The 14,357-nt window shown below is 66.7% G+C and carries 11 protein-coding genes; 5 read left to right on the plus strand and 6 right to left on the minus strand.

What is annotated here, in order from left to right:
• Positions 1–94 precede the first annotated feature (94 nt).
• The 3 genes from ACT2FV_RS21380 to zwf all read right to left on the minus strand — a co-directional run bounded on the left by ACT2FV_RS21380 (position 95) and on the right by zwf (position 4,231).
• Positions 95–2,023, minus strand: coding sequence for a bifunctional transcriptional regulator/glucokinase (locus ACT2FV_RS21380; protein ID WP_124904337.1), 1,929 nt, complete (start codon positions 2,021–2,023; stop codon positions 95–97).
• Positions 2,001–2,681 carry a 6-phosphogluconolactonase gene (gene pgl, locus ACT2FV_RS21385; protein ID WP_444504752.1) on the minus strand — a complete coding sequence of 227 codons (681 nt, stop codon included), beginning with the start codon at positions 2,679–2,681 and terminating at the stop codon, positions 2,001–2,003. Before pgl ends, ACT2FV_RS21380 begins: the two co-directional genes overlap by 23 nt.
• 80 nt (positions 2,682–2,761) lie before the next feature.
• On the minus strand, positions 2,762–4,231 hold the full coding sequence (gene zwf, locus ACT2FV_RS21390; RefSeq protein ID WP_124904341.1) for a glucose-6-phosphate dehydrogenase: 1,470 nt from the start codon (positions 4,229–4,231) through the stop codon (positions 2,762–2,764).
• A gap of 430 nt (positions 4,232–4,661) precedes the next feature.
• Between zwf and ACT2FV_RS21395 the strand changes: the two genes are divergently transcribed.
• From ACT2FV_RS21395 to ACT2FV_RS21410, 4 genes are all read left to right on the plus strand, one after another.
• Positions 4,662–5,909: an ABC transporter substrate-binding protein gene (locus ACT2FV_RS21395; RefSeq protein ID WP_059605341.1), complete on the plus strand. Its 1,248-nt coding sequence runs from the start codon at positions 4,662–4,664 to the stop codon at positions 5,907–5,909.
• A gap of 139 nt (positions 5,910–6,048) precedes the next feature.
• Entirely contained in the window at positions 6,049–6,987 is a 939-nt protein-coding gene (locus ACT2FV_RS21400; protein ID WP_059509685.1) for a carbohydrate ABC transporter permease, read from the plus strand.
• Positions 6,977–7,834: a carbohydrate ABC transporter permease gene (locus ACT2FV_RS21405; protein ID WP_124623544.1), complete on the plus strand. Its 858-nt coding sequence runs from the start codon at positions 6,977–6,979 to the stop codon at positions 7,832–7,834. The genes ACT2FV_RS21400 and ACT2FV_RS21405 overlap by 11 nt, the downstream gene beginning before the upstream one ends.
• A 112-nt stretch (positions 7,835–7,946) precedes the next feature.
• Positions 7,947–9,065, plus strand: coding sequence for an ABC transporter ATP-binding protein (locus ACT2FV_RS21410; protein WP_444504753.1), 1,119 nt, complete (start codon positions 7,947–7,949; stop codon positions 9,063–9,065).
• 107 nt (positions 9,066–9,172) lie between these two features.
• Here ACT2FV_RS21410 and ACT2FV_RS21415 read toward each other — a convergent pair whose 3' ends face one another.
• The 3 genes from ACT2FV_RS21415 to trxB form a co-directional block, all read right to left on the minus strand.
• Positions 9,173–9,796, minus strand: coding sequence for a trimeric intracellular cation channel family protein (locus ACT2FV_RS21415; RefSeq protein ID WP_059605334.1), 624 nt, complete (start codon positions 9,794–9,796; stop codon positions 9,173–9,175).
• Positions 9,783–10,562, minus strand: coding sequence for a Smr/MutS family protein (locus ACT2FV_RS21420; protein ID WP_059605331.1), 780 nt, complete (start codon positions 10,560–10,562; stop codon positions 9,783–9,785). The genes ACT2FV_RS21415 and ACT2FV_RS21420 overlap by 14 nt, the downstream gene beginning before the upstream one ends.
• A gap of 135 nt (positions 10,563–10,697) precedes the next feature.
• Complete coding sequence (trxB, locus tag ACT2FV_RS21425; RefSeq protein ID WP_059680789.1) at positions 10,698–11,660, minus strand: thioredoxin-disulfide reductase; 963 nt, start codon at positions 11,658–11,660, stop codon at positions 10,698–10,700.
• A gap of 384 nt (positions 11,661–12,044) precedes the next feature.
• Here trxB and ACT2FV_RS21430 point away from each other — a divergent pair, with 384 nt between their 5' ends.
• Complete coding sequence (locus ACT2FV_RS21430) at positions 12,045–14,354, plus strand: DNA translocase FtsK (protein ID WP_124623535.1); 2,310 nt, start codon at positions 12,045–12,047, stop codon at positions 14,352–14,354.
• Positions 14,355–14,357 lie beyond the last annotated feature (3 nt).

Raw genomic sequence — 14,357 nt, forward strand, 5'->3', positions numbered from 1 at the left:
GCCGCCGCCCCGGCATGAAAAAACGCCACCGCGCGATGCGTCGGTGGCGTTTTTTTCGGGCGGGCGGAAAGCGGCCGCCGTGCCGTGTCGGGCGTCAGTCCCGCGCGACGTCCTTCGCCGCCGGCGAGGCGCCGTGGCTCAGCCAGTCGAGCACGTCGGCCGTCTCGTCGTCGCTCGCCCGTGCGCGCGCCTGCGCGACGGCCTCCGGCAGTTCGCCGTTGGTGGACGCGCGACGAATCGCGACGCCGACCGCGAGGACGTCGATCATCAGCAGATGCAGGACCCGCGAGATCATCGACAGCTGCGATTCGCGCATCTCGATGTGGTCGGTCTCGAGCGCGACGGTCGCGCGCTTCGCGAGCGGCGTGTTGCTCGACGTGATCGCGATTACCTTCGCGCCGGCCTGCATCGCGACCTCGAGCACGCGCAGCAATTCCGGCGCGCGTCCCGATTTCGACACCGCGACGATCACGTCGCCCTTGCCGAGCAGCGCGGCCGATGCGGCCTGCATGTACAGGTCGCCGTACGCGATCGTCGGAATCCCGAAGCGGAAGAACTTGTAATGCGCGTCCTGCGCGACGATGTTCGAGTTGCCGAGCCCGTAGAACTCGATGCGGCGCGCGCCGTTCAGGATCTCGATCGCGTTCTCGACGTGCTCGAAGTTCAGGTGTTCGCGCAACTGCAGGATCGCGGACACCGTGTTGTCGAGCACCTTCGCGCCGAAGTCGGTGGCGGTGTCGCCGAGATGCACCTGGCTGTGGCTCATCGGAATCGTGCCGGTGAGGCCGGTCGCGAGCTTCAGCTTGAAATCCGACAGCCCCTGGCAGCCGAGCGAGCGGCAGAAGCGGATCACCGTCGGCTGGCTCACGTCCGCCTTGCGTGCGATGTCGACGATCGGGTCGTTGATGATCGAGCGCGGATGGTTCAGCGCGAGATCGGCGACGCGGCGCTCGGCCGGCGTCAGCGCGTCGCGCATCTGGCGGATCCGCTCGAACACGGCCGACGATGCGCCGCCCGACCGGTTCGACAACTGCTCCGCGAGGATCGCCGACACGCCGAGGAAGGCCGGATATTCGGCGGTGATCAGGTAGGTCGGGATGTTCTGGAGATACTGCGTGAAGCGGCCCTTCGCCTCGAAGCGCGCGCGGAACGACGAGCGCGTGAACAGATCGCCGAGCTTCAGCGCGACGCCGCCGCCAATGTACACGCCGCCGAGCGCGCCGAGCGTCAGCGCGAGGCTGCCCGCGAACGAGCCGAGGATGCCGCAGAAGCATTCGACCGCCTCGAGGGCGAGATCGTCGCCCGCATGCGCGCGCTCGACGATCTCCGCGGTGTCGACGGTCGCGGCCACGCGCTTCTTGTCGCGCGCGGCGAGCGCGCGGTAGATGACCTCGATGCCCGGTCCCGCGCACACGCGTTCGAACGACACGTGCGGAAACTTCTTGCGCGCGTACTGCAGCACGAGATCCTCGCGCTCGTCCTGCGGCGCGAACGATGCGTGACCGCCTTCGCTGCCGAGCGCGATCCAGCGGTCGTCCGCGGGAATCAGGCCGGAGACCCCGAGCCCGGTGCCGGGCCCGAGCAGCCCGATCACGCTGTTCTGGCGGCGTGTGCCGCCACCGATCTGCACGCGCTGCGCATCGGTCAGGCCCGGCAGCGCCATCGCGAGCGCGGTGAAGTCGTTCACGACGAGCAGCGTGTCGAAGCCGAGCGCGCGGCGCGTGGCCTCGATGGAGAAGCTCCAGTCGTGATTGGTCATCGTGATCTGGTCGCCGTCGACCGGGTTCGCGATCGCGATCGCCGCGTGGTTCACGCGGCTGATCTTCACGTCCTTCAGATACTTGCGGATCGCGTCGGTGAGCGTCGGATAGTCGGCGCCGGGGTAGACGCGGATTTGCGTGATCTCGCCGGGGCCGGTTTCCAGCGCGAAACGCGCGTTGGTGCCGCCGACGTCCGCGAGCAGGCGCGGGCCGTCGGCATGCTGGGCCGCGACGACAGCCTTACTTTGCGCACCAGTAGACATCGAGCTTGGTCCCCTTGTCGTTGGCCAGTTGGGAAATCGCGTTCTTCTGCAGCGATGCGGCTGCCGCGTCGAGCACCGCGCGTTTGCGTTCGCCCGCGATCAGCAGGAACAGCCGCTCGACGCGCTTGAGCGCATCGAGCGAGAAGCTCAAACGCGCATGCGGCGCGGCGCCGGGATGCACGGCGACGAAGCGCTCGGGCGTCGTGATCGCGCGATCCCATTCGGGCGCATCGGCGAAGATCGACGCGGTGTGGCCGTCCTCGCCCATGCCGAGCACGGCGACGGTCGGCACGCGGTAGTCGGCGTTCGCGTTGAGTGCGGCGACGTGCGCGTCGAGCGCCGCGCGCGTGTCGACGAGCGGCAGGAAGCGGGCAGGGGCCGCCGCGTGTTGCAGCAGCGCGTCGCGCACGAGCTGCGCGTTGCTGGCCGCGTCGTCTTCCGGCACCCAGCGGTCGTCGACCAGCGTGACGTCGACGCCGGCCCAGTCGAGCGCCGCGTGCGACAGCGTTTGCAGGAACGGGCGCGGGCTCGTGCCGCCGGACACCGCGAGCGTCGGGCGCGCGGGGCCGCCGAGCGCGGCGCGCAGCGCATCGCCGACGGCGCGCGCGAGCGCTTCGCTTTGCGCTTCCTGGGTGTCGAAAGCGTGAATCTCGATCACATCTCCTCCGGACTGCTTTGTCTGTTCAATTCGTGCGAATCATGGGGCACGTTGTCGTGTGCACACGGCAACGGTTTGCATCAGTTTTCTTCTTCGAGCCAGCAGGTGCCGTGCTGCGCAAGCATCGCGCTCGCCGCGGCCGGCCCCCACGTGCCTGCCGCATACGGCTTCGGCGGCTTCAGCGAGCGGGCCCATTCGTTCAGGATCGGCTCGACCCAGCGCCACGCGGCTTCCTGTTCGTCGCGACGCACGAACAGGGCGAGGCGGCCGTTGATCACGTCGAGCAAGAGGCGCTGATACGCCTCCATCTGCCCTTCCTTGAAGAAACGGTCGAACGCGAGGTCGAGGTGCACGCTCGCGAGGTTCATCCCTTCGCCGGGCTGCTTCGCGAGGCAGTACAGGCGAATCGTCTCGTTCGGCTGCAGCCGGATCACGAGGCGGTTCGATCCGGCGCGCAGCGCGGTCGGCCCGAGGGCCGAGTGCGGCACCGGCCGGAAGTTGACGACGATCTCCGCGACGCGATCGGCAAGACGCTTGCCGGTGCGCAGGAAGAACGGCACGCCGGCCCAGCGCCAGTTCTCGATCTCGACCTTCAGCGCGACGAAGGTTTCGGTCGGGCTGTCCGGCTTCACGCCAGGCTCGGTCGCGTAGGCCGGCACCTGCGCGCCCTTGATCACGCCCGCATGATACTGGCCGCGCACCGCGACCTTGCCGATGTCGCGCGAATCGACGGGTTTCAGCGCGCGCAGCACGCGCAGCTTTTCGTCGCGCACCGAGTCGGAGTCCATCGAATGCGGCGGCTCCATGGCGACGATCGACAGCAGCTGCAGCAGGTGGTTTTGCACCATGTCGCGCAGCGCGCCCGTATTGTCGTAGAAATCGCCGCGCGCCTCGACGCCGAGCTCCTCGGCGATCGTGATCTGGATGCTCTCGACCCATTCGCGGCGCCACAGCGGCTCGAACAGCGCATTGCCGAAGCGCAGCGCGAGCAGGTTCTGCACCGGCTCCTTCCCGAGGTAGTGGTCGATCCGGTAGATCTGGTCTTCCGCGAAGATCTCGCCGACCGCGTCGTTGATCGCGTTCGACGAGCGCAGGTCGTAGCCGAGCGGCTTCTCGAGCACGATGCGCGCGCCTTCGTTCAGGCCGACCGACGCGAGCGCCTTGCAGATCGGCACGAACAGCGACGGCCCCGTCGCAAGATAGAACACGCGGATGCCGGGAAGCTGCGCGACCGCGTCGCGCAGCACGACGTAGTCCTCCGCGCGACCGAGGTCGAGCTTTACGTATTCGATGCGTTCGAGGAAGGATTTCCACGCGGTTTCGTCGAAGGCCTTGCCGGCGGCTTTCGCCGCGTGCGGCTTCACGTGCGTGTCGACCCACTCGAGATAGCCGGCCCGATCCGATTCGTGCCGCGCGACGGCAACGATCCGGCCGCTTTCCGCGAGCATGTTGCCGCGGTGCGCTTCGAACAGCGCGGGCAGGATCTTGCGCATCGACAGGTCGCCGGTGCCGCCGAAAAGTACGAAGGTAAAGCTGGAATCGGTATGCATGTGTCTCCGCCGGTTGGGGTGCTGGGAAGCGATCCGTAGTGCGATAAAAATATTTTTGACACTGAATTGTAGTTTAACTACAATCCGCCGCAAGGGGTAGCACCTGGGTGAAGAAAAAAAGAAGTGCGGTCGATGAACTGCGCGAGCTTCGCCTTCGGGAACGCCTTGTGCCGAATGTTATCGGACATTGACGGTGCGCATCGTCCGCGCGCCGTCGCCCCCGGGCTCGCGCCGCGGCATCGCGGCGGGCCAGAAACACAAAGAGGAGACACGCCGTTGAATCTCGATTCACGCTTTCTGTAAGAGCCCGGCCGGTCATCGGCCCCGTACGCTGCATGCGTCCCGCGGCTCGATTTCCCCGTCGTTTATCAAGAAGCCGGTTCCCCGTCGGGGAACCTCACGAGTTGATTCAGTCTGGAGGAGATAAGTAATGAAAGTTCGCTCGATCATGGGCGCGCTCTGCGCCGCGGGTCTGATGGCTGGCGCCGTGGCGGCGCAGGCGGCCGAGAATGTAACCGTGCTGCACTGGTGGACCTCGGGCGGCGAGTCGAAGGCCGTCGGCGTGCTGAAGGACGACTTGCAGAAGCAGGGCTACGTGTGGAAGGACTTCGCGGTCGCGGGCGGCGCCGGCGCCGCGGCGATGACCGCGCTGAAGACCAAGGTGATCAGCGGTGACGCACCGTCGGCCGCGCAGATCAAGGGCCCGCTGATCCAGGACTGGGCCGACCAGGGCGTGCTCGTCAACATCGATTCCGCCGCTGGCGACTGGAAGCAGAACCTGCCGCCGGAAATCGACAAGATCATCAAGTACAAGGGCCACACCGTCGCGGCGCCGTTCTCGGTGCATCGCGTGAACTGGCTCTATATCAACAAGGCCGCGCTCGACAAGGTCGGCGCGAAGGTGCCGACCACCTGGCCGGAATTCTTCGCGGTCGCCGACAAGCTGAAGGCCGCGGGCATCCAGCCGGTCGCGATGGGCGGCCAGCCGTGGCAGGACCTGACGCTGTGGGAAGACGTCGTGCTGTCGCAGGGCCCGGCGTTCTACAAGAAGGCGCTGGTGGATCTCGATCAGGCGACGCTGACCTCGCCGCAGATGCTGTCCGTGTTCGACACGGTGCGCAAGATCCAGGGCTACTTCGATACCGGCCGTAACGGCCGCGACTGGAACCTCGCGACCGCGATGGTCATCAACGGCAAGGCCGGCATGCAGTTCATGGGCGACTGGGCGAAGGGCGAGTTCGAGAACGCCGGCAAGAAGGCGGGCAAGGACTACATCTGCGCGGCGGTGCCGGGTACGGCGAATTCGTACACGTTCAACGTCGACTCGTTCGTGTTCTTCCAGCAGAAGGGCCAGAAGGAAGCGACGCCGGGCCAGCTCGCACTCGCGAAGACGATCATGACGCCGGCCTTCCAGGAGCAGTTCAGCCTGCTGAAGGGTTCGGTGCCGGTGCGTCTCGGCGTGAAGATGGACAAGTTCGACGACTGCGCGAAGAAGTCGTACGCCGACGAGCAGACCGCGATCAAGTCGGGCGGCTTCGTGCCGTCGCTCGCGCACGGGATGGCGCAGGGCGACGCAACGGCCGGCGCGATCACCGACGTCGTGACGAAGTTCATGAACTCGCAGCAGGATTCGAAGAGCGCGGTCGCCGCGCTCGCGAAAGCCGCGAAGGTGAAGTAAAACGCGATAGGCGCCCGGCCGGTAGCACTTCGTCGGCCGGGCGTTTTTGCAAGTGCAGCAAACGGGCTCGCCCGCGAAGCCCGTGCCGTACCCGGCGCCGGCCCGGCCTGCGTCACCCTCGTTCCAGGAGTCGAATCAAGTGGCTGCCCCTCTTAGCGGAAACGGATCCGGCGCTGCCGCCGCACGGCGCACGTCGCCGATGTCGGCCTTCGCCGATCGCTGGATTCCGAAGCTCGTGCTCGCGCCGAGCCTCGCGATCGCCGTGGTGTTCATCTACGGCTTCATTCTGATTACCGGCTATCTGTCGCTGACCAACTCGCGGCTGTTGCCGAACTACGAATTCGACGGCTTCGGCCGTTACACGGACCTGTTTCAGAACGACGTGTGGTGGACCTCCGCCGCGAACCTCGGCTGGTTCGGGATTCCGTTCATCGCGATCTGCGTCGCGCTCGGGCTGTTCCTCGCGATCCTGCTCGACCAGCGGATCCGCAACGAAGGCGCGCTGCGCGCGATCTTCCTGTATCCGATGGCGCTGTCGTTCATCGTCACGGGTACCGCATGGCAGTGGATCCTGAACCCGGGCCTCGGCCTGGAGAAAGTGATGCACGATTGGGGCTGGACGAGCTTCTCGTTCGGCTGGCTCGACGATCCGGACAAGGCGATCTTCTGTATCGTGATCGCCGCGGTGTGGCAGTCGACCGGCTTCGTGATGGCGCTGTTCCTCGCCGGGTTGCGCGGCGTCGACGCCGAGATCTTCAAGGCCGCGCAGGTCGACGGCGCGACGCTGCCGACCATCTACCGCAAGATCGTGATCCCGAGCATGCGCCCGGTGTTCTTCTCGGTGCTGCTGATTCTCTGCCACATCACGATCAAGACCTTCGACCTGGTGGTCGCGTTGACGGCGGGCGGCCCCGGCACGTCGTCGTCGCTGCCGGCCATGTTCATGTACACGTTTTCGTTCAACCGCGGCCAGCTTGGGCTCGGCGCGGCGTCGTCGGTGATGATGCTCGCGACCGTGGTCGCCGTGCTGGTGCCGCTGATGTATATGGAATCGAGGAGCACCCGCAATGCAGCCTAAGATGACGATCAGCCGGGCAGTGATCTATGCGGCGCTGATCCTGTTCGCGCTGTATTTCCTGTTCCCGATCTACGTGATGCTGTCGACGTCCTTCAAGGATCTCGACCAGCTGCGCACCGGCAACCTGCTGACGCCGCCGACGCACTGGACCATCGATCCGTGGGTGAAGGCGTGGAGCGGCGCGTGTACCGGCGTGCGCTGCGACGGCATGAAGCCGTTCTTCCTGAACTCGCTGCAGATGGTGATCCCGGCCGTGCTGATCTCGTCGCTGATCGGCGCGTTCAACGGCTACGTGCTCACGCACTGGCGCTTTCGCGGCGCGGATGCGCTGTTCACGATGATGCTGGTCGGCTGCTTCATTCCGTTCCAGGTGATCCTGCTGCCGATGGCGCGCCTGCAGGGGATGCTCGGCCTCGCCAACACGATTCCGGGCCTCGTGTTCGTGCACGTCGTGTACGGGATCGCGTTCACGACGATGTTCTTCCGCAACTTCTACGTGAGCGTGCCGGCCGAGCTCGTGAAGGCCGCGCGCATCGACGGCGCGGGCTTCTTCACGATCTTCACGAAGATCCTGATGCCCGTGTCGCTGCCGATCTTCATGGTGTGCCTGATCTGGCAATTCACGCAGATCTGGAACGACTTCCTGTTCGGGATCGTGTTCTCCGGCGTCGATTCGATGCCGATCACGGTCGCGCTGAACAACCTCGTCAACACGTCGACGGGCGTGAAGGAATACAACGTCGACATGGCCGGCGCGATCATCGCCGCGCTGCCGACGCTGCTCGTCTACGTGGTCGCCGGCCGCTACTTCGTGCGTGGGCTGACGGCGGGCGCGGTGAAGGGGTAAGCGCGGTTTCATCCGAAACGACGAACCGGCCGCGCACGACGCGCGGCGCATCGAAACGAACCCGACGCGGCGCCGCAGTGCGCCGCGCGAGACGAGACAGAGGATTCACAGCATGGCAAGCCTTTCCATCCGTGACGTGTACAAGACCTACCCGAACGGGGTGCCGGTCCTGAAGGGTGTCGACATCGAGATCGAGGACGGACAGTTCCTGATCCTGGTCGGCGGGTCGGGCTGCGGGAAGTCGACGCTGCTCAACATGATTGCCGGGCTCGAAACCGTGACGAGCGGCGAGATCTGCATCGACGGCAAGGTCGTCAACGACCTGTCGCCGAAGGATCGCGACATCGCGATGGTGTTCCAGTCGTACGCGCTGTATCCGTCGATGACGGTGCGCGAGAACATCTCGTTCGGCCTGAACATCCGCAAGGTGCCGAAGAGCGAGCAGCAGCAGATCGTCGAGCGCGTGTCGTCGATGCTGCAGATCCAGCATCTGCTTGACCGAAAGCCGGGCCAGCTGTCGGGCGGCCAGCGCCAGCGCGTCGCGATGGGCCGTGCGCTCGCACGCGATCCGTCGCTGTTCCTGTTCGACGAACCGCTGTCGAACCTCGACGCGAAGCTGCGCATCGAGATGCGCGCGGAAATCAAGCTGCTGCACCAGCGCCTCGGCACGACGATCGTCTACGTGACGCACGACCAGATCGAGGCAATGACGCTCGGCGACCGGATCGCGGTGATGAAGGACGGCGTGGTCCAGCAGTTCGGCGCGCCGCAGGAGATCTACGATTCGCCGTCGAACCTGTTCGTCGCGGGCTTCATCGGCGCGCCGCCGATGAACTTCATCAACGGCAAGCTGGTCGAGCAGGGCAGCGGGATCGCGCTCGAGATCGACACGGGCCTCGCGCGCAGCGCGCTGAACCTGCCGTTCGACGCGAAGCGAATGAACGGCCATGTCGGCCGCGAGGTGATCCTCGGCCTGCGCCCGGAGCGGATCACCGACGTGCGCAACGCGCACCACGGCGAGACGTCGCAGCTGCAGCCGATCGACGTGCGCGTCGACGTGACGGAGCCGACCGGGCCGGACACGCACGTGTTCGCGCAGGTCAACGGCAAGCGGATCGTGAGTCGCGTGCATCCGGCCGCGAATCCGCAGCCGGGGCAGACGCAGTCGCTGCTGTTCGACGTGTCGAAAGCGGTGCTGTTCGATCCGGTGTCGGAAGAGCGGATCGCGTGAGGACGCGAATGCGCTGAACGAAAGTGAAGGGGCCGTCTTGAGCGGCCCCTTTTGTTCTGGCGTCCCGGCCAGGCACGGCATTGCGGCGCGGGGCGGCACGGCGTCGGTCAGTGCGGCAACCGCACGTCGAACTTGAAAGTCGCGAGCCGTGCGACGAGGATGAAGCCGGTCGCGAGCAGCACGCTGTACACCGAATCGAACTGCAGCCACACGAGCAGCAGATAGAACCAGCAACCGACGAACGCGCAGGTCGCGTACGGCCGCGAATCGCGCAGGATCAGCGGGATGTCGTTGCACAGCACGTCGCGGACGATCCCGCCGACCACGCCCGTAATCACGCCCATCATCACCGCGATGAAGCGCGGCATCTCGGCGTCGAGCGCGATCGACGTGCCCGAGATGCTGAAGATGCCGAGCCCGATCGCATCGGCGACGAGCAGCAACCGCTCGGCCGACAGCCGCGACAGCATGCGCAGCACGAACGGCGCGAACAGCGCGAGCACGAAGATCGCGATCACGTAGTCGTCGTGCACGACCCAGTAGAACGGCCGGCGCTCGAGCAGGATGTCGCGCAGCGTGCCGCCGCCGAACGCAGTGGCGAGCGCCACCACGAATGTGCCGACCGAGTCGAGGCGGTTCTTGCGCGCCTCGATGAAGCCCGAGATCGCAAATGCCAGCGTGGCGATTGCTTCCAGTATCGCGATCGCGAGCGTCAGCCTAGGATGCGGCACGCGGCCCCCGGTCGCCCGGCGCCGCGAACGGCTGCAGCAGCACCAGCACCGCGCCCGCGCCGCCATCGTGGCCGCGCGCCTCGCAGAATGCGATCACTTCTTCCTTCTGGACGAGCCACGCACGGACCTTGCCTTTCAGCACGGGTTCCTTGCCGATCGAGCCGAGCCCCTTGCCGTGGATCACGCGCAGGCAGCGCAGCCCTTTCTTGCCGGCTTCGCGGATGAATTCGGCGAGCGCATCGCGCGCTTCGTCGCGCCGCATGCCGTGCAGGTCGATCTGCGCCTGCACGATCCACGCGCCGCTCCTCAGCTTGCGCACGACGTCGCGGCTGATGCCGGGGCGGTGGTAGTACAGCGAGTCGTCGCTGTCGAGCAGCGTCTCGGGATCGAATTCGTCGGACAGCGTCGCGTTCAGCACGGCTTCCTCGTCGCGCTGCGTCTGCTTCGGCACCGGATCGGGCGGCGTGCGGCCGGCCGCCGCGCGCGGCGGTGCGTTCAGCGGCCGGACGGCGCCGATCTCGTTGCGGAACAGGTTCGCGTCGGCTTCCGCCTTGCGCTCGGCCTTGGCCGTTTCGATGCGCTCGCGGTCGCGGCGATCGGCTTCGCCTTGCAGCGACTTGCGCAATGCGCCGAGGCCGGCGAGCCCCTGGCCGCGCAACGCGGCGGGATCGGGCGCGGGCGGCGGCGCGGCGGGCGCGGGGTTCGCGGGACGGGCGGCGATCTGCCGCTTCGCGGGATCGCTCGGATGGGGCTGGTTCTTTGCCATGATTCGGTAACAGGGCAGGCGCGTTCGGGCGCGCGGGCACAAAAAAGCCGCTGCGCGGCGGCAGCGGCTTTCCGGTCGAGCCCGCTTCGCGGCAGCGGACGCCATTGTAGCGCCCGCCGCGGCAAGGCTCCCGGCTTACTTCTTGTCGTGCAGGCTTTCGAGGTAGCGCTGCGCGTCGAGCGCGGCCATGCAGCCCGTGCCCGCGCTGGTGATCGCCTGGCGGTACACGTTGTCCTGCACGTCGCCCGCGGCGAACACGCCCGGCACGCTCGTCGACGTCGCGTTGCCGTGCAGGCCGCTCTTCGTCAGGATGTAGCCGTCCTTCATTTCCAGCTGGCCCTGGAACAGGTCGGTGTTCGGCTTGTGGCCGATCGCGACGAACACGCCCTGCACCTGCAGGTCTTCCGTCGCGCCGGTCTTCACGTTCTTGATGCGCAGGCCCGTGACGCCCGACTCCTCGCCCGTCACCTCGTCGAGCACATGATCCCACTTGATGTCGACGACGCCTTCCTTTTGCTTCTCCAGCAGGCGGTCGATCAGGATCGGCTCGGCGCGGAACTTGTCGCGGCGGTGGATCACCGTGACCTTCTTCGCGATGCCCGTCAGGTAGAGCGCTTCCTCGACGGCCGTGTTGCCGCCGCCGATCACCGCGACTTCCTGGTTGCGATAGAAGAAGCCGTCGCAGGTCGCGCAGGCCGACACGCCCTTGCCCATGAACGCTTCCTCGGAAGCCAGACCGAGATACTGCGCGGACGCGCCGGTCGCGATGATCAGCGAGTCGCACGTGTATTCGCCCGAGTCGCCGATCAGCCGGATCGGCTTTTCGTGCAGTTTCGCGGTGTGGATGTGGTCGAATACGATTTCGGTGTTGAAGCGCTCGGCGTGCTCCTGGAAGCGTGCCATCAGTTCCGGGCCTTGCACGCCCTTCGCGTCCGCCGGCCAGTTTTCGACGTCGGTCGTGGTCATCAGCTGGCCGCCCTGCGCGATGCCGGTGATCAGCACCGGGGACAGGTTGGCGCGTGCCGCGTAGACGGCAGCCGTGTAGCCGGCGGGGCCGGAACCGAGAATCAGGACTTTGGCGTGTTTGGGCGTGGACATGTGCGAATCCGTAAAAGGCGGCCGCGGCGGGAGGGGTAGGCCCGCCGTACGATCCGGGTTGACCGGGATGCCGTCATAGATGGGTATCAGACGCGCATTATAAAGGCCCCGTTGCTGCGCTGCCGAACGAGAGTTTCAATCGTGACGATAGCGTTTCGCGGCGCGCCTCCCGGGCCGGCGCGGCGGGCCGGGTGGGCGGCGGCGCGATGTCGCAGGCCCCGGCAAGGGCGCGTCCGTCCGGCTTGCGGTCGCTTGAGGCGCCCGGTTTGGCACCCCGTCCCTGTTATGTAACCGTCATTTACACTTGGCGGCCCGATGCAGCGTTTACAATAAGCGCGATCGAACGACAGGCGGGCGCGCGGCCCGTCCTCTTTATACGGATTCATGGCAAAAGCTCCTTATTCCGCCCAGGCACAGGCGTTGCCGCACCGGATGTCGAAGCTCCTCACGGAGATCCGCTGGATTCTCCAGGTCGCGCTCTGCGCTTTTCTGGTGATGGCCCTGTTGAGCTACAGCCGGCGCGATCCGAGCTGGACGCACGCCGCGCAGGTGGACCACATCTCGAACTGGGCCGGCCGCGTCGGTGCGTGGACGGCCGACATCATCCTGCTGCTGTTCGGGCTGTCGGCCTACTGGCTGATCGTGCCGCTCGGGCGGCGCATCGCGGTCAACTACCGGCGCATCACGCGTCACGAGGCCGTCGCCGACGAACCCGAGCGGCCGATCGGCTGGCTCACCGAGATCTTCGCTTTCGTGCTCGTCGTGCTCGCGTGCGACGGCATCGAGGCGCTGAGGATGTGGTCGCTGAAGGTGCAACTGCCGCGCGCGCCGGGCGGCGTGATCGGCGAGGCCGTGGCGGGCGCGATGTCGCACGCGTTCGGCTTCACCGGCGGCACGCTGCTGCTCCTGATCCTGCTCGCGATCGGCCTGTCGCTGTATTTCCGCTTCTCGTGGCTGTCAGTTGCCGAGCGCGTCGGCGGCGCGATCCTGTCCGCCGTCAACGTCGCGAAGCTGCGCCGCGAGGCCGAACGCGACCGCAAGCTCGGCGAGGCCGCGGCCGTGCGCCGTGAGGGGAAGGTCGAAGAGGAGCGCGTGCGCATCGAGGATCACGAGCCCGTGACGATCGTGCCGCCGGTCGTCACGCCGGCGAAGTCCGAGCGCGTCGAGCGTGAGCGCCAGGTGCCGCTGTTCACCGACCTGCCGGGCGATTCGACGCTGCCGCCGGTGTCGCTGCTCGATCCCGCGCCGCAGACACAGGAAGCGATTTCCGCCGATACGCTCGAATTCACGTCGCGCCTGATCGAGAAGAAGCTGAAGGACTTCGGCGTCGAGGCGAGCGTCGTCGCCGCGTATCCGGGCCCGGTCGTCACGCGCTACGAGATCGAGCCGGCCACCGGCGTGAAGGGCAGCCAGATCGTCAACCTCGCGAAGGATCTTGCTCGCTCGCTGTCGCTCGTGTCGATCCGCGTGGTCGAGACGATCCCCGGCAAGAACTACATGGCGCTCGAGCTGCCGAACCAGCGCCGCCAGACGGTCCACCTGTCCGAGATCATCGGCTCGGAAGTCTATGCGGCCGCTTCGTCGGCGCTGACGCTGAGCCTCGGCAAGGACATCGGCGGCAAGCCGGTGTGCGCGGATCTCGCGAAGATGCCGCACCTGCTGGTCGCCGGCACGACCGGGTCGGGCAAGTCGGTCGGGATCAACGCGATGATCCTGTCGCTGCTCTACAAGGCCACCGCCGAGCAGGTGCGCCTGATCCTGATCGATCCGAAGATGCTCGAAATGAGTGTCTACGAGGGCATTCCGCACCTGCTGTGTCCGGTCGTCACCGACATGCGCCAGGCCGGCCATGCGCTGAACTGGACCGTCGCCGAGATGGAGCGCCGCTACAAGCTGATGAGCAAGCTCGGTGTGCGCAACCTGGCGGGCTACAACAACAAGATCGACGAAGCGGCAAAGCGCGAGGAAAAGATCCCGAATCCGTTCAGCCTGACGCCGGACGATCCCGAACCGCTCGGCCGCCTGCCGAACATCGTCGTCGTGATCGACGAGCTGGCCGACCTGATGATGGTCGTCGGCAAGAAGGTCGAGGAGCTGATCGCGCGGATCGCGCAGAAAGCGCGCGCGGCCGGCATCCACCTGATCCTCGCGACGCAACGTCCGTCCGTCGACGTGATCACCGGCCTGATCAAGGCGAACGTGCCGACGCGGATCGCGTTCCAGGTGTCGTCGAAGATCGATTCGCGCACGATTCTCGACCAGATGGGCGCCGAATCGCTGCTCGGGATGGGCGACATGCTGTACCTGCCGCCGGGCAGCGGCCTGCCGGTGCGCGTGCACGGCGCGTTCGTCGCCGACGACGAAGTGCATCGCGTCGTCGAGAAGCTCAAGGAGCAGGGCGAGCCGAACTACGTCGAAGGGCTGCTCGAGGGCGGCACCGCCGACGGCGACGAGGGTTCGGCCGGCGCGGGAACCGGCGAAGGCGGCGGCGAGTCTGATCCGCTGTACGACCAGGCGGTCGAGATCGTCATCAAGAACCGCCGCGCGTCGATTTCGCTCGTGCAGCGCCATTTGCGGATCGGCTACAACCGCGCGGCGCGGCTGCTCGAACAGATGGAACAGTCGGGGCTCGTGTCGGCGATGTCGTCGAGCGGCAACCGCGAAATTCTTGTGCCGGCGCGCGACGCGGAATGAGTC

Source organism: Burkholderia sp. PR2, from assembly GCF_052372875.1.
GTDB lineage: Bacteria > Pseudomonadota > Gammaproteobacteria > Burkholderiales > Burkholderiaceae > Burkholderia > Burkholderia diffusa.